Source organism: Enterobacter cloacae complex sp. HYC080_NIDB (genome assembly GCF_056673325.1).
The window spans coordinates 4,471,554-4,492,482 of the sequence record NZ_CP114212.1; the positions used below are offsets into that span (position 1 = coordinate 4,471,554).

At 56.1% G+C, this 20,929-nt stretch carries 22 protein-coding genes; 9 read left to right on the forward strand and 13 right to left on the reverse strand.

Going from position 1 to position 20,929, the window contains the following annotated elements; genetic code table 11:
* Window positions 1-130 precede the first annotated feature (130 nt).
* From O1723_RS21215 to O1723_RS21230, 4 genes are all read right to left on the reverse strand, one after another.
* Entirely contained in the window at window positions 131-1,090 is a 960-nt protein-coding gene (locus O1723_RS21215) for a GlxA family transcriptional regulator (protein ID WP_023336507.1), read from the reverse strand.
* A 26-nt stretch (window positions 1,091-1,116) separates the two neighbouring features.
* On the reverse strand, window positions 1,117-1,896 hold the full coding sequence (locus O1723_RS21220; RefSeq protein ID WP_023336506.1) for an MBL fold metallo-hydrolase: 780 nt from the start codon (window positions 1,894-1,896) through the stop codon (window positions 1,117-1,119).
* A gap of 120 nt (window positions 1,897-2,016) precedes the next feature.
* Window positions 2,017-2,817, reverse strand: a complete 801-nt coding sequence (gene nlpA, locus O1723_RS21225; protein WP_014881949.1) for a lipoprotein NlpA — start codon at window positions 2,815-2,817, stop codon at window positions 2,017-2,019.
* Window positions 2,818-2,964: 147 nt separating this feature from the next.
* Window positions 2,965-3,384 (reverse strand): GNAT family N-acetyltransferase, encoded by a 420-nt coding sequence (locus O1723_RS21230; protein ID WP_023331700.1) that lies wholly within the window; start codon window positions 3,382-3,384, stop codon window positions 2,965-2,967.
* Window positions 3,385-3,524: 140 nt separating this feature from the next.
* Between O1723_RS21230 and O1723_RS21235 the strand changes: the two genes are divergently transcribed.
* Window positions 3,525-3,821, forward strand: a complete 297-nt coding sequence (locus tag O1723_RS21235) for a YicS family protein (RefSeq protein WP_014881947.1) — start codon at window positions 3,525-3,527, stop codon at window positions 3,819-3,821.
* A 61-nt stretch (window positions 3,822-3,882) separates the two neighbouring features.
* On the opposite strand, the gene O1723_RS21240 is transcribed toward O1723_RS21235, so the two are convergent.
* Entirely contained in the window at window positions 3,883-4,833 is a 951-nt protein-coding gene (locus tag O1723_RS21240) for a LacI family DNA-binding transcriptional regulator (protein WP_014881946.1), read from the reverse strand.
* Window positions 4,834-5,126: 293 nt separating this feature from the next.
* Here O1723_RS21240 and O1723_RS21245 point away from each other — a divergent pair, with 293 nt between their 5' ends.
* From O1723_RS21245 to O1723_RS21270, 6 genes are all read left to right on the forward strand, one after another.
* Entirely contained in the window at window positions 5,127-5,441 is a 315-nt protein-coding gene (locus O1723_RS21245) for a PTS sugar transporter subunit IIB (RefSeq protein WP_014830072.1), read from the forward strand.
* 11 nt (window positions 5,442-5,452) lie between these two features.
* Window positions 5,453-6,778: a PTS sugar transporter subunit IIC gene (locus tag O1723_RS21250; protein ID WP_023331699.1), complete on the forward strand. Its 1,326-nt coding sequence runs from the start codon at window positions 5,453-5,455 to the stop codon at window positions 6,776-6,778.
* A gap of 17 nt (window positions 6,779-6,795) precedes the next feature.
* Entirely contained in the window at window positions 6,796-8,172 is a 1,377-nt protein-coding gene (locus tag O1723_RS21255) for a glycoside hydrolase family 1 protein (RefSeq protein ID WP_248190866.1), read from the forward strand.
* Window positions 8,173-8,177: 5 nt separating this feature from the next.
* Window positions 8,178-8,480, forward strand: coding sequence for a PTS lactose/cellobiose transporter subunit IIA (locus O1723_RS21260; RefSeq protein WP_248190886.1), 303 nt, complete (start codon window positions 8,178-8,180; stop codon window positions 8,478-8,480).
* A gap of 136 nt (window positions 8,481-8,616) precedes the next feature.
* Window positions 8,617-9,996, forward strand: coding sequence for a carbohydrate porin (locus tag O1723_RS21265; RefSeq protein WP_014881942.1), 1,380 nt, complete (start codon window positions 8,617-8,619; stop codon window positions 9,994-9,996).
* 154 nt (window positions 9,997-10,150) lie between these two features.
* A complete protein-coding gene (locus O1723_RS21270; RefSeq protein ID WP_014881941.1) occupies window positions 10,151-11,056 on the forward strand; it encodes an EamA family transporter in 906 nt (301 codons plus the stop codon).
* A gap of 42 nt (window positions 11,057-11,098) precedes the next feature.
* Here the strand turns inward: O1723_RS21270 and nepI are convergent, their stop codons facing one another.
* From nepI to O1723_RS21285, 3 genes are all read right to left on the reverse strand, one after another.
* A complete protein-coding gene (gene nepI / locus O1723_RS21275) occupies window positions 11,099-12,289 on the reverse strand; it encodes a purine ribonucleoside efflux pump NepI (RefSeq protein ID WP_014881940.1) in 1,191 nt (396 codons plus the stop codon).
* 102 nt (window positions 12,290-12,391) lie between these two features.
* Window positions 12,392-12,844 (reverse strand): DUF1198 domain-containing protein, encoded by a 453-nt coding sequence (locus O1723_RS21280; RefSeq protein ID WP_014881939.1) that lies wholly within the window; start codon window positions 12,842-12,844, stop codon window positions 12,392-12,394.
* Window positions 12,845-12,938: 94 nt separating this feature from the next.
* On the reverse strand, window positions 12,939-13,958 hold the full coding sequence (locus O1723_RS21285; RefSeq protein ID WP_014881938.1) for an alpha/beta fold hydrolase: 1,020 nt from the start codon (window positions 13,956-13,958) through the stop codon (window positions 12,939-12,941).
* A 312-nt stretch (window positions 13,959-14,270) separates the two neighbouring features.
* Between O1723_RS21285 and O1723_RS21290 the strand changes: the two genes are divergently transcribed.
* A complete protein-coding gene (locus O1723_RS21290) occupies window positions 14,271-14,723 on the forward strand; it encodes an STM2901 family protein (RefSeq protein ID WP_014881937.1) in 453 nt (150 codons plus the stop codon).
* Window positions 14,723-15,040: a DUF1493 family protein gene (locus tag O1723_RS21295; protein ID WP_014881936.1), complete on the forward strand. Its 318-nt coding sequence runs from the start codon at window positions 14,723-14,725 to the stop codon at window positions 15,038-15,040. Before O1723_RS21290 ends, O1723_RS21295 begins: the two co-directional genes overlap by 1 nt.
* A 24-nt stretch (window positions 15,041-15,064) precedes the next feature.
* Here O1723_RS21295 and O1723_RS21300 read toward each other — a convergent pair whose 3' ends face one another.
* The 5 genes from O1723_RS21300 to uhpA all read right to left on the reverse strand — a co-directional run bounded on the left by O1723_RS21300 (window position 15,065) and on the right by uhpA (window position 20,854).
* The gene (locus tag O1723_RS21300; protein ID WP_014881935.1) at window positions 15,065-15,547 is read right to left on the reverse strand and encodes an Hcp family type VI secretion system effector; all 483 of its coding nucleotides are present in this window, start codon (window positions 15,545-15,547) and stop codon (window positions 15,065-15,067) included.
* Window positions 15,548-15,923: 376 nt separating this feature from the next.
* Window positions 15,924-17,315, reverse strand: coding sequence for a hexose-6-phosphate:phosphate antiporter (gene uhpT / locus O1723_RS21305; protein ID WP_014881934.1), 1,392 nt, complete (start codon window positions 17,313-17,315; stop codon window positions 15,924-15,926).
* Window positions 17,316-17,455: 140 nt separating this feature from the next.
* A complete protein-coding gene (gene uhpC, locus O1723_RS21310) occupies window positions 17,456-18,766 on the reverse strand; it encodes an MFS transporter (RefSeq protein ID WP_014881933.1) in 1,311 nt (436 codons plus the stop codon).
* Window positions 18,759-20,264, reverse strand: a complete 1,506-nt coding sequence (gene uhpB, locus O1723_RS21315) for a signal transduction histidine-protein kinase/phosphatase UhpB (protein WP_014881932.1) — start codon at window positions 20,262-20,264, stop codon at window positions 18,759-18,761. Before uhpB ends, uhpC begins: the two co-directional genes overlap by 8 nt.
* Window positions 20,261-20,854, reverse strand: coding sequence for a response regulator transcription factor UhpA (gene uhpA / locus O1723_RS21320; RefSeq protein WP_014881931.1), 594 nt, complete (start codon window positions 20,852-20,854; stop codon window positions 20,261-20,263). Before uhpA ends, uhpB begins: the two co-directional genes overlap by 4 nt.
* Window positions 20,855-20,929: the final 75 nt, after the last annotated feature.

The window sequence follows — 20,929 nt, forward strand, 5'->3', positions numbered from 1 at the left end:
TCACGCTAAAAAGACACTGGCGGCCATAGTAGAAAACTAAACCTACGGGGTTTAAGTCACGCTCGTTAGAATCGTTTGTAAACATCAGCCAGAAGATGTCACCCACTCCTTTTTATTTCGCGCAAAGGAATTATGAAGACGGGTGAATGCGAAACGTCTTTCGCCACTCCGCAGGACTTACCCCAAAACGCGCCTTAAACTGCTGTCGCCAGGTGACGGCAGAATTAAATCCCACCAGCTCGGCCACGCGTTCAATCGGCATATTTCCGGCTTCAAGCAGGATCTGGCTACGCCGCAGGCGTTCGGCGGTAAGCCAGTCGGCGACGCTCATTCCCGTGGCTTTAATAAAGTGACGGGTCAGCGTGCGGCGGCTCATCGAAACCACCTCCGCCAGCGAGTCCAGGCTATGCGGTTCGGTGATGTGCTGCTGTAGATAGTCGATCAGGCAATTGATACGTGCATCGCGGGTGTCATTCGGAACAGGCTGAGCAATAAACTGCGCCTGACCGCCCTCGCGGTGCGGCGGCACAATCATCCGCCGGGCAATCTGGTTGGCGACCACGCTGCCAAAGCGCTGACGAATGATATACAGGCAGCAGTCCAGCGCAGCCGCGGTTCCGGCAGAGGTGATGATATTGCCGTCATCCACGTAGAGGGCATTGATATCCAACTGGACGTGCGGAAAGAGCGACTGGAACTGATTTTCGAACTCCCAGTGGGTGGCAGCGCGCTTGCCGTCGAGAATGCCCGCATAGCCCAGCACAAACGACCCCAGACACAGCCCGACGATTTCCGCGCCGTTGTCTCTCGCCTGCACCAGGCTGTCGAGCAGCGTCTGAGGCGGGCGTTCGAGGACGTGCTGCCAGTAGGGAACAACGACTATATCGGCCCGACCAATGGCGGTGTAGTCCTGCGTGGCGTTGAGGGCGAACCCGTCTTTTGAGGTGAGGAACCCCGGCGTTTCGGCGCAAATCGTCACGTTAAAGCGCTTTTCGCCGGAGACGGAATCGCCAAACAGAATGCAGGGAACGGAGTAGTGGAACGGGCTGAACCCGTCTACCGCGACAATCGCGACGTTGATTAGCGACATTTGTCTCTCCTTTCCCTTTAACGCACTCAGAATATAACGGTTTCGCCATCCTGGGGAATGGTCACTGCGTCACTCACCTGATTGGCTTCAACGTACTCACGCAGCGCGCTGCGGGTCAACAGGCAGTGGTTAATCGCCTCCATATGGCTCGCCACTATTTTGGCCTCTGGGAGCAGGAAATGAACGTTTAGGACATCCTCCTGCCCCATAATAATGGGGCCAAAACCAATGACGTGTGCATAGCCTGCGTTCAGTACCACCACGTCCGGCTGGTGCTTTTGCAGATCGGCCGCCACCGCGTCACGCCAGACGGTATCCCCTGCTAGATAGAGCGTCTTCTCATCGGGATGACGCAGCACCACGCCACAGGCTTCGCCCAGACGCTCCGCCAGCTCCGGCACGGCGTAGGCCCGGTCGGTACCGTGCTGCCCGCCGTGGGTTTTCGTAATCTGAATATCGCCGAAGAAGGTCGCGTCGGTCATGACCGTCAGGTTGCTAAACCCCTGGCTGCGCAGCAGCGCGGCGTCACGGTCGTTTTGCACGTAGATCGGTTTGTCTTTGGCGATCAGCTCTGCCGCGGTGCGATCCCAATGATCGTCATGGGTATGGGTGACGATCACCGCGTCGGCGTTCAGCAGCGTGTTGACGTCAACAGGGAGTTCGACCGTCGGGTTACGACGCTCGGCATGCGCCGTGCCGGGAAAACCCGGATAAGCATCTTTCGGGGCCAGCATCGGGTCGATTAAAAGACGTTTTCCAGCGTAGGTAATCAGCAGGGTGGCGTTGCGAATTTGGGTAATGTTCATGGGCTATCCTCCGGTTGGTGTGATAAGGAGGATAGCCCGACGTCGCAGGTCACGCTGTGGGTTAAAGGGCAATTACCGATGGAATCGGGCCAATTTAAACCCCGCGTTTTCAGGCAGAATTTACCAGCCCGGTACCGCTCCGCCGTTAAAGATCGTCTCAGCCGCTTTCGCCACTTCCGGTGACTGATACGACTGGATAAATTCCTTCACGTTCTCCGCGTCTTTGTTGTCTTCGCGCGCCACCACGATGTTCACGTACGGCGAATTTTTATCTTCTATAAAGACGCTGTCATGCACTGGCGACAGCCCGGTTTGCTGAAGATAGGTGGTGCTGATGATGGCGACATCCACTTTGGGATCGTCCAGCACGCGCGGCAGCTGCGCCCCTTCCAGCTCCATGATGTTCAGATGTTTAGGGTTAGCGGTAATATCCAGCGCCGTCGGCAGCAGGCCGGTGTCTGGCTTCAGGGTAATGAGCTTCTCTTTTTGCAGCAGCAACAGCGCACGACCAAGGTTGGTTGGGTCGTTTGGAATGGCAATGGTCGCACCGTTCTTCAGGTCCGAAACGGATTTGATTTTGCGTGAATAACCGGCCATCGGGAACACGAAGGTATTCGCCACGGCAACCAGCTTGTAGCCATGCGCCTTGTTATCTTCTGCAAGGAACGGACGGTGCTGAAAGACATTGGCATCCAGCTCCCCCTGGTTGGTGGCATCGTTAGGCAATAGCGAGCCGCTGAAGCCGACCAGCTCCACGTCCAGACCATATTTCTCTTTCGCCACCTTTTTGGCGACTTCCGCCACGTCCTGCTCGGCGCCGTTGATGACGCCTACTTTAATGTGTCTGGCATCGCTGCCATTTTGATCGCACCCTGCCAGCAGCAGGCCAGCGAGGACCAGCGCACCCAATCGACGTTTCACGAGACAGTTCCTTTTGCTGAATGTTTCAATGACTATATCGACAACGAGGCGGGGAAATAAAAAACGAAAAAGAATCAATAAGAAGGATAAGTTATATGCGGGTATCGCCGGGTGGCTCTGCGCTTCCCCGGCCCGCAGAATCAGAATTTAAAGCGCTTTCGTCAGGTAATGACGCTGCATACCCGGGTATGGGTAATCCTGCAAAGACATCTGCAGCTGGTAGCCCTGTTTTTCATAGAACGGGCGCGCCTGGAAGCTAACGGTATCCACCAGCGCGTGCTTGCAGCCTTTACGCCTGGCTTCATTTTCCGCCGTGTTGATAAGCTGGCCGCCCACACCGCTGCCCCGCACGGTATCGCTCACCCAGAGATAGTCGATATTCAGCCAGTCGCCTTTACGTACGCCAATTAAGCCGCCCAGCATGACGCCCTTTTCGTCTCGAACGTAAACGCCTATGTCACCGCTAAAGTTCGTCAAATCGAGGAACCGTCCGTTATAGGCTCTCAGACCCACAAGTAGCTCTTCTTTTTCCTGCGGCGTGACGGCGTCAGTAATGCTCAAGTGCATATTTTCTCTCCTTGTTTTCTGTGCCATCTCACTATCGCACACCGGTGGCGTGGAGAAAATTCATACTTTCGACTGGCGTCGCTACACTGAATGTAACGATATATTTCATGGGAAGCATGTGACTTCTAAAGGGGGTTTTGATGAAAGCTGCGCACCTGGTCTGCCTGCTGGTTTGTCTGCTCTTCGCCGCGTTTGTCCATGCTCAGGAAAAGGATGACCCCGCGAAAGAGGCGCAAATAAAGCAGCAGGTCCTTAAAGATATTAAGAAAACCTGTACGCCACAGAGAAAGCAGAGCGATAAAGCCTGGCAGGAGATGATTTTGTCGTCAGAGGCCAATCAGTTGCTGATCAAAAATGCCGTTACCGCCGTCAAGCGCGACAATCTGGATGCTTACTGGGCGGCGATTGGTCAGGTGGACTGTATGGAAGATTATTGAGGGCTGGAAACGTGCTTCTCGCCGGGTGGCGGCTGCGCCTTACCCGGCCTACACAACATTTTTAACGCTTACGCACATCCGGAATAATTAAATCCCCGCGCAGCACATACGAACCCAGCATCTGCGTTTTCTCCGTCAGCCAGCTCACGATACGCGCCGCCATGGCATCCATGGAATATTCAATGGCCGGGATCACCGGAATACCCGGCAGGTGCAGGGATCCAGCAAGGCTGAAGACCATAATGTCTTCCGGCACGGATTTATTAAACGCCTGCAGCTGTGGGATCACTCGCTGGGCTTCTTGCTCGTCCGCCACCAGTAATGCGTTGAAATTCAGCGTGCTGGCGTTGTTAAGCAGCTCCTGTAGCGCAACGGACGAGGAGGTCGCGTCCATAAAGACGAGGTTGCGATTAAAGGGCAGAAAATTTTTCTCCAGCGCATGTTTGTAGCCGAGCAGCACCTGATCGGCAAAACCGCTGCCGTGCGGGTGGATCAGGGCAATCTGGCGACGACCCTGGCTGGTCAGGTAGTTACAGGCGGTTTCAGCGGCAAAGGCGTGATCGAACTGGATGCTATTGGAATTATCGGACTCCATACAGTCCACGAGGATGACGTTGTCCATATCCACGTCCAGCGGGAAACGCGCGCCGATGACGAGGATGTCATCACACAAACCGCAGGAGAGCTCTTCGAGCGCATTCATTACTTCGGCTTTGCTATGCGCGAAGCGCAGCAGCAGGTGTTTTTGATGCTGGCTGAGATGTTTTTCCAGCGCGTACAAATAACCGGTGGTCTGGTTAATATTTTCCTGTGCGCAAATGACGCCGATACATCCCGTCGACTGGCTCAGCAGCGACTGGGCAATCACATTAGGCCGGTAGTTAAGCTCATCCACTGCCTTCAGAACGGCCTGACGGCTGGCTTCCTTTACGCCACGCGACCCACTCAACACTCGCGATACCGTGGCTTTAGATACCCCGGCAAGACGTGATACATCATTGATTGTCGACATCTCTTTCCCCTGACAGGCTTACCTCGCGCCTGCAAATTCCATGACCGCTTCGGCTCATATTATAGCCAGAACGGAGTATATCCGTTTCCGTTTTCCATGGAAACCGATTTTCCGTTTCCACTCAAAATGATGTCAAAACAGCCAAATTATGTGACATGCATCCGGTTAATTAGCCTCATAAGTAAGGGATCTTGATGGTTGTCACACTTCTGTCTTTTATGAATGGAAACCGGTTTCCGTATAATGTCCAATCATTCCCGCAATAACTTTTTACATTTAGAGGATGGTTGTCGATGTTCAAGATTATGCTGTGCTGCTCTGCCGGGATGTCCACCAGCCTGTTGGTCAGCAAAATGGTCGATGTCGCGAAAGAACGTGGTTTGCCGGTGAAAATAGATGCGTACGGTGTTTCCGAATTTGATACGCAGTTTCCGCAATACCAGGTGGTGCTTCTCGGACCACAAGTGAAATACATGTTACAGACACTCTCAGACAAGGCGGCTACGAAAGGCATTCCGGTCCAGCCCATCGACATGATGGACTACGGCATGCAGCGTGGCGATAAAGTACTGGACTATGCTCTGTCGCTCATCGAAGCGGCACACTAAAAGGTGTTCACATGAGTTCGTTATATCAATCCATGGTCGCGGTGATTGAGCAGTCAATTACCCCGCTGGCCGCCAAACTTGGTCAGCAAAAGTATGTGATTGCTATCCGCGACGGCTTTACCGCCGCGCTGCCGTTCATGATCATCGGCTCGTTTATGCTGGTGTTCATCTTCCCGCCGTTTTCGGCGGATACTACCAATAGCTTTGCGCGCGGCTGGCTGGATTTCTCCCAGACTTACCGCGAACAGCTGATGCTGCCGTTTAACCTCAGCATGGGCGTGATGACCTTCTTCATCTCGGTGGGGATTGGGGCGAGCCTGGGGCGCCAGTTTAACCTCGACCCGGTGATGTCCGGCCTGCTGGCTTTTATGGCCTTCCTGCTGGTCGCCGCGCCGTATGCCGACGGTAAAATCTCGACCCAGTATCTCTCCGGCCAGGGCATTTTTACCGCGCTGATCACCGCCATCTACGCCACCCGCGTTTATGCGTGGCTGAAGCAGAACAACGTCACCATCCGCCTGCCGAAAGAAGTACCGACCGGCGTGGCGCGTTCGTTTGAGATCCTGATCCCGGTGATGGTGGTGATCGGTACCCTGCACCCGTTGAACCTGTTCATCGAAGCGCAAACCGGCATGATTATCCCGCAGGCGATCATGCACCTGCTGGAGCCGCTGGTCTCTGCCTCCGACTCCCTGCCCGCTATTCTGCTCTCCGTGCTGCTGTGCCAGATCTTCTGGTTCGCCGGTATCCACGGCTCGCTGATTGTCACCGGCATCATGAACCCGTTCTGGATGGCGAACCTCTCGGCAAACCAGGCGGCACTGGCGGCCGGCGCGGCGCTGCCGCACGTATACCTGCAGGGCTTCTGGGATCACTACCTGCTGATTGGCGGCGTAGGCTCCACGTTACCCCTGGCGTTCCTGCTGCTGCGCAGCCGCGTTACCCATCTGCGTACCATCGGCAAAATGGGCGTGGTGCCCAGCTTCTTTAACATCAACGAACCGATTCTGTTCGGCGCGCCGATCATCATGAACCCGATGCTGTTCATTCCGTTCGTGTGCGTTCCGCTGATCAACGCCTGTCTGGCGTATGCGGCAACCAAACTCGGCTGGCTGGCGCAGGTCGTCTCGTTAACCCCGTGGACCACCCCGGCACCGATTGGCGCCTCGTGGGCGGCGAACTGGGCGCTGAGCCCGGTGGTGATGTGCCTTGTGTGTATGGTGATGTCCGCGCTGATGTATCTGCCTTTCCTGCGTGCCTATGAGCGTACGCTGATGAAAAACGAAGAGCAGAAAGCGCAGGCGACCGTCGGTGCTGCCGAAACCGCAAGCAATTAAGTCAAAGAGGAAAGGTCATGAAATACGCATTTCCCGATAACTTCTGGTGGGGCAGCGCAAGCTCCGCTCTCCAGACGGAAGGGGCAAGAGAGGGCGAAACCACCTGGGATTACTGGTTTGCCCGCGAGCCAAACCGTTTTCACAACGCCGTGGGGCCGCAGCAGACCTCCACGTTTTATCAGCACTGGAAAACGGACATTCAGCTGTTAAAGCAGCTGAACCACAACAGCTTTCGTACCTCGATTAGCTGGGCGCGCCTGATCCCTGACGGTATCGGTGAAGTGAACCCGGAAGCGGTCGATTTTTATCATCAGGTCATTGATGAGCTGAATGAACAGGGCATCACGCCGTTTATTACCCTGTTCCATTTCGACATGCCGATGGCGATGCAGGCGATCGGTGGCTGGGAAAACCGAGAAGTCGTGGACGCATACGCCCGCTATGCGCAGATTTGCTTTGAGCTGTTTGGCGATCGCGTGCTGCACTGGTTTACCTTCAACGAGCCGATCGTCCCGGTGGAAGGCGGCTATCTGTACGACTTCCACTACCCGAACGTGGTGGATTTTCGTCGGGCAGCCACCGTGGCGTATCACACCGTGCTGGCCCACGCAAAGGCGGTTCAGGCCTACCGCGCCGGTCACTACGCGGGGGAAATCGGCATCGTATTAAACCTGACGCCGTCCTATCCGCGCTCGCAAAACCCGGCGGACGTGAAGGCGGCACACATTGCGGATCTGATGTTTAACCGCAGCTTCCTCGACCCGGTCCTGCGCGGCGAATACCCGGCGGACCTGGTTGCGCTGCTGAAGGCATACGATCAGCTGCCTGCCTGTAAGCCGGAAGATAGCGCCCTGATCGCGGAAGGGAAAATCGACCTGCTCGGCGTGAACTACTATCAGCCGCGCCGCGTTAAGTGTCGTGACAGCGCGGTGAACCCGCAGGCGCCGTTTATGCCGGAGTGGTTCTTTGATAACTACGAAATGCCGGGCCGCAAGATGAACCCGTACCGCGGCTGGGAAATCTACGCGCCGGGTATTTACGATATTCTGGTTAACCTGCGTGATAATTACGGCAACCCGCGCTGCTTTATTTCGGAAAACGGTATGGGTGTCGAAAATGAACAGCGCTTTATTGAAAATGGCCAGATTAACGATAAATACCGCATCGAGTTTATTTCTGAGCATTTAACGTGGCTGCATAAAGGGATTAGCGAGGGCTGCAATTGTCTTGGCTACCATATGTGGACGTTTATTGATAACTGGTCATGGTGTAATGCGTATAAAAATCGCTACGGGTTTATTCAGCTCGATGTAGAGACGCAGCAGCGCACCATTAAGAAAAGCGGAGAGTGGTTTGCCGCCACCGCCTTAAATAATAGTTTTGAACAAGAGTAATGATGATGATCGCACTAGAAGAAGCCGTAATGGAAATTATCGTCAATGCCGGACAGTCGCGCAGCCTGTGCTTTGAGGCCCTGCACGCGGCGCGTCAGGGCAACATTGACGAGGCCAAAAGTCTGCTGCGCGAAGCCGATGGCTACGCGCGCCAGGCGCACAAGATCCAAACCAAACTGATTGAGCAGGATGCTGGCGAAGGCCGCCAGCCGATGACCTTAATTATGGTTCAGGCCCAGGATCATTTAATGAACTCCTTATTAGCGCGTGAATTATCCGAAGAAATTATTCATTTATATCAGAGATAGTCTATGGCGAAATAATTAATGTAATACCTCTGTACCCTAAATAGAGATCCACTTGTTCTGATGATAGCGACATACTCTGTCAGATCGGAGCGGGATGGTTATTGTCTGAATAAAATTAAACTATATTGAGATAACCATGAATACGATTAAAAAACTTCCATTAACCATGGCGGTTATCGCCGCGCTTTGCCCAATTTCTGTACTCGCACAAGAATTTACGCAGGAGCAAATCGACGCCATTGTGGCTAAAGCGGTGGACAAAGCGCTGGCCGAGCGGCAGGCCAAAATGGATGCGGCGGTCGCGAAAAAGGCAGACGTGGTGACCGAGCCGCAAAGCGCGGCGCAATCCCCGGATATGGCGATCCCGTTCGGGGTGAAATTTACCGGTTATGCCCGCTACGGCGCGCACTTCCAGGCCGCCGATCAGAAATACGTGGCGGTGGACGGTTCCTACAACGGCGCCTCCGCGATTGGTCGTCTGGGTAACGAGGGCAACGGTGGGGAATTCCAGCTCTCTAAAGCCTTCAAGGGTGATAACGGCGCCATCTGGGACATCAACGTGATGATCGACCACTGGGGCGACGAAGTTAACCTTAAAAAAGCCTACGCGGGCGTGACCAACATTATGGCCTCCAACCCGAACGCCTATTTCTGGGCGGGTCGTGACTTCCATCAGCGTCCACAGCAGGGCATTAACGATTACTTCTGGATGAACCACGACGGCCAGGGTGCCGGTGTGAAAAACTTCGACATCGGCGGCGTGCAGTTTGACGTCGCTGCCGTGGCGGCAGTGGAATCCTGTAGCCCGGAAGTGATGGAGGATGAAGCCAACCCATCGCGCATCACCTGTACCGGCGGTTCCGGCACGGGCGACAAAGGCAACTACGCCGCGACGTCAAAAATTCACGGCATGAAGCTCGGCCCGATCGACATGGAGCTGTACGCTAACTACGGCTTTGACTCCAAAGCGGTTGAAAGCGACGAGCGCCTGAACGCCTGGCAGGGCGGCGTGGTGCTGAGCCACACCAACGACAGCGGCGTGAACAAGGTGATCGCGCGTTACTCCGATAATGCGGACAACAGCGTGTTCAACAAAACCGAGGATCTGACCACGGTTTACGCCAGCTTCGAAGGGTTATACAAATTCACCCAGGCCACGCAGGTAGAGTACATCCTCGCCTTCCACGACTACGACAACAGTCGTGATAAGACCGACAACCGTAAGAACTACAACGCCATCGTGCGCCCAATGCACTGGTGGAACGACGTTCACTCCACCTGGCTCGAAGCGGGCTGGCAGCACGTTGATTATGACAACGGCGGCGATAACAAGGGCTGGAAGCTGACCCTGTCGCAGAACATGTCTATCGCCATGGGTCCGGAGTTCCGTCCAATGCTGCGCTTCTACGTGACCGGCGGCAAAGTGGATAACGAACGCACCGCCCGCGTGAATAATACCAAAGACGAAACGCTGGACGACTTCAACGTCGGCGCGATGTGGGAGGCGTGGTTCTAGCAAGGTAAACGCAAAACGGCAACGCAACGTTGCCGTTTTTAGTGTTTTCTCCCTCTCCGCGTGGGAGAGGGCTGGGGTGAGGGCATCAGGCCGCACACAACCCGGCTATATCCCATGTTATGCTACAAAAAAAATCAACATAACAGGGGAGAACATGGGTTCCACACGCAAAGGGATGTTAAACGTCCTGATCGCCGCCGTTTTATGGGGAAGTTCAGGGGTTTGCGCGCAGTACATCATGGAGAAAAGCCACATTTCTTCGCCTTACCTGACCATGGTTCGCCTGCTGTTTACCGGCGTGATCCTGCTGACGCTTTCTTTCGTTCACGGCGACAAGATTTTCTCGGTCATCAAGCATCGCAAAGATGCCCTCAGCCTGCTGTTCTTCTCTCTGGTTGGCGCGCTCACCGTGCAGCTCACCTTCCTGCTGACGATTGAAAAATCCAACGCGGCTACCGCCACCGTGCTGCAGTTTCTGTCACCGACCATTATCGTGGCCTGGTTTGCGCTGGCGCGGAAAAAGCGTCCCGGCGTGTTTGTCCTGTCAGCGATTTTTACGTCGTTGATCGGTACTTTCCTGCTGGTGACTCACGGCGACCCGACCTCGCTCTCCATCTCCCCTGCCGCGCTGTTCTTCGGTATCGCCTCGGCCTTTGCCGCCGCGTTTTACACCACGTATCCCTCAACACTTATTGCCCGCTACGGCACGCTGCCGATTGTCGGCTGGAGTATGTTGATTGCCGGGCTCATGCTGACGCCGTTCTACGCCGGACGCGGGACCACCTTTGTGATTGACGGCGGCCTGCTGCTGGCCTTCTTCTACCTGGTGGTAATCGGTACGGCGCTGACATTTAGCCTGTATCTGAAAGGCGCACAGATGATTGGCGGGCCGAAGGCAAGCATTCTGAGCTGCGCCGAGCCGCTGAGCAGCGCATTACTGTCGGTGGTTTTGCTGGGTGTGGCGTTCACCCTGCCGGACTGGCTGGGGACGCTGTTGATTGTGTCGTCGGTGGTGCTGATTTCGATGGATTCGCGTAGAAGGGTTAAGGCATCGGCGTAGCCTGATGTCCCCTCTCCCCATAGGGGAGAGGGGACATTTGGTTTACTTCGCCTTAACCTTCCCGGCCACCAGCAGCGCTGTCAGCAACATCAGCGTACCGGAAATCACCAGCGGCGACGTCAGTCCCAGATGGTCCAGTGCAACGCCGCCCACCGCCGCGCCGCAGGTGTTTGCAAGTTGGATCACGGCCACCTGAATCGACCCGGCTTTCTCCGCCTGATCGGCCAACGAGCGAGTAATCCACGTCGACCAGCCCACCGGCACCAGCGCAAAGGCAAAGCCCCAGATAACCGCAATCGCCGAGGCGACCCACTTATCGCTACCCCACAGCACCAGCACCGTGGCACTCACTGCCAGTACCAGCGGCGCGCCAGCCAGCGCCACTTTCAGGGAACGTTTCAGGAACTGGGACGACAGCGACGTACCGACAAAGCTGGCGATACCAAAGCTCAGCAACACCAGGGTCAGACCATCCACGTCAAAGCCCGCCATGGTCATATACACCGGACGGATATAGGTGAAGAAGGCAAACTGCCCGGCAAAGGCCATAAAGATGGCGGTCATCCCCGCCAGCACACCCGGACGCTTGAGGAGGCTGAACATATTCTGTTTGTGATGCGCCGCTTCGCCCGGCAGGGACGGCAATGCCTTCCATACCCAGATAATACAGAGCACGCCCATCACCGCCGCCGCGTTGAAGACGTTACGCCAGCCGATGATCCCGCCGAGGAAGCTGCCCAGCGGCGCGGCAATCACCAGCGCGATGGAGACCGCACCGAAGATGACGGACAGCGCTTTCGGCACCGTACGCGCGGGTACCAGGCGCATGGTGAGCGAGGCGGACATCGCCCAGAAACCGCCAAGACCCAGTCCCAGACAGGCGCGCCCCAGCAGCAACAGGGTGAAGCTCTCCGCGAAGGAGACCAGCAGGCAGGAGAGCGTCAGCAGGACGCTGAAAAGAATAACCACTTTGCGGCGGTCAATGGCGCCAATCACCTGCGTAATAAACAGACTGGCGAACATCGCCACAAAGGCGGTCACGGTAACAGACTGCCCCGCCACGCCTTCGGAAATGCCGAGATCCTGCGCCATCGGCGTCAGCAGGCTGACCGGCAGAAACTCGACGGTGATCAGACAGGCAACGCAGAATGCCACGGAGAAAACCGCCGACCAGTTGGGGCGTGAAACCTCTTTGGTCTGCGGTCTGGTCGAAGGCTGGATATGTTCTGTCATGGCGTCACCTGAAGATAAAAACGTGCGGAAAAGTCGCGCAGTTTATCATCAAAAGTGTGACGGATTTAACGTTTAGACAACTTTTGTGGTTTTTAGAGGGAATTAATGCAGGTAAAACACGCCCTCTTCCGGCAGGAAAAGCTGGTTATAGCGTAGCTGAAAGGCATTAAGCTCCTGCGGGTCGGGCTCCATCTCGCGCATAAAGCCGAGCGCCAGACGAATTTGCGCATCGGTGATCGGCGCACCCAGGCGGGCTTTACGCAGCAGACGGTGCCACGTGTGCAGGTTCTCTTCACTGCCGTCGACAATGCAGACCTGCCAGATCAGCAATACCTGCGCCGCGTTTTGCAGATGCGCCTCGTCCGGGCGTTCAAGATAACGGATAAACTCATTCCCGGCTGTTTTACCGAACTGATCGATCATCGACTCAACCGGCATTGGGGTGATTCCCAGCCGTTCGCTTAAACGTTTGATGGCGCGGCGGGAATCTGAGGTCAGGACACGAAATCCCACCACAAACACCACGGCAAGCGTTGCCAGCATTATCCAGACCATGCGTTCTCCTCAGACTAGCCGCTTATCATAGCGGGAAACGCAAGGCCTCGACAGCGGGCAAAATGCTATTAGTGTAGTGAAAAGAGGTGGAAAATCATTCTAAAAGCGGATCGCCGCGCTGAAGCCCCTTTTGCAGTGCCTCGTGGAAGCGCGCAGGATCCTGCATCTGCGGCGCATGACCCATATCGTTAAATTCCACCAGCGTCGCGTGCGGAATGCGTTTTGCCGTCTCTTTCCCCAGCACCGCATAGTTGCCGAGCGTCTTGCGGATCTCCGGCGGGGCGAGATCTTTCCCGATGGCGGTGTTGTCCTTCGTGCCGATCATCAATAATACCGGCATCTTCAGCTCACTAAATTCGTAGATCACCGGCTGGGTGTAGATCATGTCGTAGAGCAGCGCCGAGTTCCAGGCCACGCGCGCTTTGCCCGGCCCGTTGTTCAGCCCGGCGAGCATGGTCACCCAACGCTCGTATTCCGGCTTCCACTCCCCAGCGTAGTAGGTGTTTTTCTCGTACTGACGAATACCGTCGGCACTGACTTTCAGTTCGCGCTGGTACCACTGGTCGACGGTAATATGCGGAACACCGCGCGCTTTCCAGTCTTCCAGCCCAATCGGATTGACCATCACCAACTGTTCCACCTGCTGCGGCCACATTAGCGCGTAGCGCGTCGCCAGCATGCCGCCGGTCGAATGCCCGATAACCGTCACGCGATCGACACCCAGGGATGCGAGCAGCGCATGGGTATTGTCCACCAGCTGCTGGAAGGTGTACTGATACCGCTCCGGCTTGGTGGATTTACAGAAACCGATCTGGTCGGGTGCCACCACGCGATAACCCCTGGCCGAGAGCGCGCGGATCGTGCCGTCCCAGGTTCCAGCGCAGAAGTTTTTGCCGTGCATCAATACCACGGTGCGACCGTTGGGTTTTTCCGGCTTAACGTCCAGATAAGCCATATCCAGAGACTGGTTTTGCGAGGTAAAGGTAAAGTGTTTTACCGGCCAGCCATAATCGAAACCTTCCAGCTTCTCGCCGTAGGAAGGGGTATCCGCGGCCATTGCGGGTGACGCCAGCGCCATCAGCAGCGCAAGGCAGGATAATCGTCGGGTTAACATGCGGGCTCTCCATAACAAAACGGTCAAATGCCGCGCAGCGCGGCAGCAAAAATAAACTGTAGAGCATGCAGGGGAGCGGGTCTGTAAAGCGGAGTAAAGGTGGGATGTAAAATATCCTTAAGTCAAGCTCATATGTTATATGCAATTTCAGAAGATGCCAGCATCATTACAGCTTGCCGACATCACGACCTCATAATCGACAAATAGCCTGTTTGCGGGCGCTTTTCTTAATTTCATAAAACTATTACTCACTCATTATCCTTACATTAAGCAAGGCTATAACCTTGTTTAAACTGAATTCAGGATGATGCTATGGATACAATAGAGGAATCTGGTGGGACGTATTTCTATCGCGGGAATTCGAATGTAACCCCACAGGAGCTATTTTTGCTGATATTCGCTGAGGGTCTGGCGAACCATTTGGGCGTAACGATAGAGACTGCTGCAACAATCCTTGCAGGTCAGCCTTTAATACCCAAGCGTAAGGTGTTAGGCGCGTCAGGCTCGCGTACAAGTGTTGCCTCCAAACTAGCACGTCGCATATTAAAGGGAGTCCGCTTTCCTGGAGGTATGAGGGTGGAGACCATGATCGGTATGGGTAAAACAAGACAAACAAATAAGGTTGGGGCAGTAGTTGGAAGGGTTGTTCCGTTCGTCGGCTATGCCCAGGCAGTCATTGTTTTTGCCCTTGTGGCCAAAGAAACCAGAAACAAGTACAACCTGATAGCCCGACCGAAAGATCGGATCGAATGGACATACTTCTAATGTTATTGCCTGATGATCAAGAATTTTTGGATTACATCACTGAAAACTACAGTGAACTGAAACGTCCCGCCCAGAAGGAATGGACCTTCCAGGAGCATTTTAACCTCGTTCCTGAAGATCTTGAGGATATGCTGCTTGACCTTTTCAATCGCTATGGGATTGAGTACAGCAACTTTGTTCTGGACAACTATTTTGAGCCGGAGCTGTTTTGGTTCCAGTTTGGACTTCGAAAGAAGTTTCGGGATCGACAGTATAAGCCGCTAACGCTCGAAATGATTATTGAGTCTGCCAAATCCGGACACTGGTTATATGATTAAGGGGCGGCTTGCCCCTTACGTTCTTTACGCTGACTGGCGCTCGTTCCAGGCATCGCTAAAGATGATGTTCCCGTCGTTATGCTTCCAGGTGATTTTCTCGTAACGTAGTTCAACCGTTTCCATATGGTTTTCGTTAGGGTTATCGCCTGGTGCCATCGCGGGCGAGATAGAAACGACCCTGACGCCTTCGAGCAGCATAGTAAAGTATTCTTCTTCCAGGCCGGAGTAGTTAATCCTGTACCATTTTATCTCAGCAGAGACCAGGCTTTGCCCTGTCGCTACCGCTTTATAGAGATATGGGCTTGAGCAATCGAATTCTTTAATGATTAACATAGGGGAATGTATGCGCGTACCGGTTATTTTGCCGGTGGCGTTATCATTTGGAATCATGAGGTTATGATGGAACCCCTTTACCTCAATGCTGCATTCTCTGTGCTGAACATCAACTCCGCCTTTGATTAATGCTCCACCGTCATCCTTAAGCCATAAGTAAGCTGGTATAGCCATGTTAATTTTTTCCTTGAGAACGTTGTAATAGTCAAACACCGGGTTGTGTTCTGGCTAGCGGTTGGCTTGAAAACTCAATTCATGTTCTTCTTTTTAGTGCGCCTATCTCCCCCCAGCCTATGCCCGGTGCGGCTATAAAAGTTCAATCCAGGTCATGTTTACGCCTGGTCGATCTCTTTTTGAGATATTGACCAGGCATTTTTTAACCATATTAAGAAGTCAGATTATGAACGCTCCAGAAAACACCGTATTACAACCGGTCCTCTGGCGACCGACTGCTGGTGGAGTGGAAAAATGAGCCGTAATCTTTTTCTGAGGAGTAGCGGGAAGGGAAAAAAGCCCGACGGTCAGCCGGGCAAAGAAGTTACCTGCACACTCAGGCTGTTTTCAATTTCTGCACTCGCCTTTCGCGACGAATTTTACGTTCTTCCAGCACCGCAACCATCGCCATCAGAACGATACAGCCAATGGCTGCCGCATCCAGCGCCGCAAAGGTGCCTGCCCAGCCGGTGAGGCCGAAAATTGGCGTACCGTCGGCAATCATCCCCAGCCCCAGCTTGGCGAAGCTGTCGCCGATCAGGTAAGCGAAGGTGCCTTTAATCCCATCGGCTGCGCCGATCGCTTTTTTCGGTACAAAGCCGACCGCCGCCACGCCAATCAGCAGCTGTGGACCAAATACCAGGAAGCCGAGCGCAAACAGGGAAGCCAGGTAAACATACTGGTTGCTGGCGTGCTGGTAGACGCCGAGCGTGGCGATAATCAGCGCCAGCGCGACGCAGGCCACCAGCGCGCGGCGGCCATTGGCGAGATCCGAGAGCCAGCCCCACAGCAGCGTGCCGACCAGCGCGCCCACTTCAAACAGGGTGAAGCCCTGAATCGCGACTTCTTTAGAAAGCTTCAGCTCCTGGAAGGCATACACCGTCGACCACTGGTCGATGCCGATACGCACCACGTACAGGAAGATGTTTGAGAAGCACAACAGCCAGATCACTTTGTTTTTCAGCACGTACTCAACAAAGATCTGCCATTTGGTCATCTCGTTTTTTTCGGTCTCTTTGTCCTCTTCGCTGATCTCCTCGCCGAACAGCTCTTCGGCTTTGCCGAGGCCGTAAGATTCCGGGGAATCGCTGCCGAAGCGCAGGCCGATAAAGCCGACAATCAGGGCGATAATCGACGGGAAGATAAACATGCCGATCACGTGGCCATCGAACAGATAGTTCGCGCCGAACAGCGCCACGCCTGCCGCGCCCGCACCGCCGAGGTTATGCGAGATGTTCCACATGCCGAGGTACGAACCACGCTTACGGCGCGGGGTCCATTTGGTGATGGTGGAGTAGCTGCACGATCCGCCGGTACTCTGGAAGAAACCACTCAGGGCATAGAAAGCGATCATCAGGAACAGGCTCACGGAGCCTGCGCCCATGCTGGCGCTGAAGCCGAGCATACAGATGGCGGAGAGAATCAGCATAAACGGCAGGAACTGCTTGGTATTTTTACCGTCCGCATAGTAGGAAACCACCGTTTTCCCCACCCCGTAGGTGATGGAGAATCCCAGGCCAATCATCCCCAGCTGCGTCATGCTCAGCCCGTAGGTCGAGATCATGTCGTTCTGCGCAATGTTAAAGTTTTTGCGGATCAGGTACATGGTCAGGTAGCCGATGAAGACCACCAGATACGACTGCATGAACGGTTTGAACCACATTTTGCGCCGCACGTCGAGCGGCAGATCCAGGGTCGGCTTGCGCACCTGATTGAGGAAGGCCAGCATGGTTTGCTCCTGAGCTGATTTTTACCTGCGAATGGCAGGCATTGTAAAAATCAGCCGGGAGAGATGCCTGAGACAGCGTCCAGGTAAAACCGGGAAAATTTCTTAGTTTTGCGCCACTCGGCAGTAAAAGGTGAAGTGTGTCACGCTTCGCGCGGGGCCTGCGCGTGCAGGAAGGGCAGCAGCAGCAGGGCAGAGATCCCCGCCGCGATGGCGATGACCGCGAAGAAACCGCTCCAGTGCCAGGTGTCGATCACCCGCGCCAGGGGCCAGCCGGAGAGCGATGCGCCAAGATAGGCAAACAGCCCGACAAACCCCGTCGCCGCACCCGCCGCCTCTTTGTGCGAGCACTCCGCCGCCGCCATGCCGATCAGCATCTGCGGGCCAAACACGAAGAAGCCGATGGTGAAGAAGCATGCCGCCTGCATCACGTAGCTGGCGAACGGCATCAGCCACAGCGAGCCGACGGAGAGCAATATCCCGGCGGCGAAGATCAGGTTCATCGGGCCTCGGTTGCCGTTAAACAGCTTGTCCGAGCCCCAGCCTGCCACCAGCGCGCCGATAAATCCGCCCAGCTCGAACATCGTGACCGCCGAGTTGGCGGTGACCAGATCCACCCCGAGCGTCTCCGACATGTACAGATTGCCCCAGTCGTTGATCGCCGCACGTACCACGTAAACCAGCACGTAACAGAGCGAGAGTAGCCAGATGTAGGGATTTTTCAGCACGTATTTGGTCAGGATCTCTTTGCGGGTCAGCCCCGCCCCTTCCTGCTGTTGGGCAATCTCCATCTCGTCGTGCCGCCAGTCGCCCACCGCAGGCAGTCCAACGGTTTGCGGCTTGTCGCGCAGGCGCCAGCAGAGGAACAGCCCGGCAACAATCGCCAGGCCCCCGGCAATCATCATCCCTGCGCGCCAGCCGTAGTGCAGCGCCGCCGCACCGACCACCATCGGGATCAGCGCCCCGCCGACGTTATGCGCGGTGTTCCAGATTGCCCACCAGCCGCCGCGCTCGTTGCGCGAGTACCAGGCGGTGAGCAGGCGGGCACAAACCGGCGCTCCCCAGCCCTGGAAAAAAGCGTTCAGCGCCCACAGCAGGGCAAAGGCCCACAGCGAGGTGGAGAAGCCGAACAGGATATTTACCACGCCGGTGGCAATCAGCCCGACGCCCATAAAGTAGCGCGCGTTGGAGCGGTCGCTGACGATGCCGGAGAAGAACTTCGACAGGCCGTAGGTGATGTAAAACAGCGTCGCCAGCAGGCCGATATCGGTACGCGTCATCACGCCGCTGGCGAGGATTTCCGGCGCGGCGGCGTTAAAGCTTTTGCGGGTAAAGTAAAACAGCGCATAGCCAAGCCAGATGGTCATCAGGATATGGCGACGCCAGTAGCGGTAGCGCGCGTCAATTTCCGCTTTGTCGCCTAGCGGTGAGGCGTTGGCAGGCATTTTAAACATGGTGGTTCCTTAGCGGCAGGCTGACGCTAACGCGCGTCCCGTGGGTACAGGAGATAGCCAGCGTGCCACCCAGCGCCTTCACGCGCTCGCGCATGCCCGCCAGGCCAAAACCCTGCTGGCCGGAGCCCGGCGGCAGGCCGCAGCCGTCGTCTTCAATCACCAGCGTCAGGCGATCGTTATGCTGGCCGCCCTGAATGGTGACCGCGCTGGCATTGGCGTGTTTGACGATATTATTCAGCCCTTCCTGACAGACGCGGAACAGCGTCACGCGCTGGCCTTCACTCAGCGCAGATTCATTAATTCGCCAGTCGAGATGGCTGACAATGCCGCGGCTTTCCAGCTCCATCTCGCGCATCAGGGAGCGTATCGCCTGCTCAAGTGACAGGTCGTCAAGCTGGCGCGGACGCAGCCGTCCCAGCAAGCGGCGAACGGCGTCATAAACCCCCAGCGAAAGCTGTTCGATATGCGCCCCGCCCTGCTTCACACCGGCATTTTCCGCCGCCAGACGCTGGACAATGCCCGCCTGGGTGCGGATGGCGGTGATGGTCTGGCCGATGTCATCATGCAGCTCACGGGCGACCTCCTGCCGCACGCTCTCTTCCGTCTCCAGCAGACGCTCCGCCAGACGGCGATTACGCGCCAGCTCGTTTTGCAGAGACTGGTTCAGCTCGCGCAGACGCTGGATCCCCGCCCCCAGCAGCAGCCCGGTCAGGCTTTGAGCCAGCAGGGAAAGCAGCAGGTCCACCGGATGGTCGTGCCAGGTCTGGCTGGCAATGAGCGCGATGGCGTTCATCAGCGTGGCAATTAAGGCGCCCTGCCAGCCGTAGTGCCAAGCGAGGGCGATGATCGGCAGCGCCAGACAAAACGGTGTGAAGCGTGAAAGCTCTGCGGGCAGGCCGAGCTGTAGCCACAAGCTCACCACAAACAGCAGCAGATACCAGATGAGATGCCGGGCGCGCCAGTTGACGGGCTGGGAGACCAGCGCAGGCCCCAGCGGCTGCCAGACGGTGCTGGTGAGGTAGTGCCAGAAAACCAGACAGGTCGGCGCAAGGGTCAGCCCGCCGGTGAGGGTCAGCAGCAGGGCGTTGAGCATCTCCTTGTCGCCAGCCCACGGCAGCGATTGCAGCAGCGCGGCGGCAATCAGCGCCGCCCCCTGACGCAGCAGCGTGCGCCAGTCACGCTGGTGACGATAACGGGAAATGAGCGCAACCGGGATAAGCGTGAGCAGGCTTCCGGTCATCAATAATGGCAGCTGCGTGAGCGCAACTTCCTGCGCCAGCCAGACCAGCATCAGCCACTCTGCGCCCAGCAAAACGGGCCAGTAGCCGCGGGGACATTGCAGCATCAACCCCAGACGCAGGCCGAAGGGGAACAGCAATACCGCCAGCTCGGGCCGCTCCACCAGATGCAGGCTGATGCTCCACAGGCAGAACCATGCGGCAGAAAAGATAAAAAAGCTGGCGACGACGGCGATCAGCCGCGAAAACAGCGGGTTCATTGCCAGCTATCAAACATGCGGCGCGCCAGCTCGACATCGTTGCTGACGTTGAGTTTTTCCATCAGATTGGCGCGGTGAACGTGGACGGTTTTTGGCGACAGGTCCAGCTCGGCCGCAATCTCTTTCACCGACATTCCCTGTGCGAGTTTCTCTGCAACCTGACGTTCGCGTTTAGTGAGCGGATCCTGACGTCCGGCCGCCAGCTTAATGGCGATATCCGGTGTTAAATAGCAGCCGCCGGTGGAGACGGTACGCACGGCGGCGATCAGCTCGTCCGGGCTACAGCGTTTTGAGAGGAACCCGCGTGCGCCCGCGTTGAGCGCCTGCTCGACCAGCGCCGGGCTGTCGTGGACCGAGAGCATGATCGTCGCCATCCCTTTCGGCAGCTGGCTTAACAGCTCCAGACCGGAGAGATCCGGCATTGAGATATCGCAGATACAGACCTGCACTCCGCGCCCCGGCAGGCCCGCCAGCGCCTCACGACCGGAGCCAAACTCGGCCACGACCTGAAAATCGGGTTCGAGGTTGAGAAGCTGGGCAAAGCCGGAGCGGACGATAAGGTGGTCGTCGATAAGCGCGATGGTGGTCATGTTTGATCCTGCGGTCTGAAAACGCCGGATGGCGCTGCGCTTATCCGGCCTACAAGAGCGAAAGACGCTTACCTT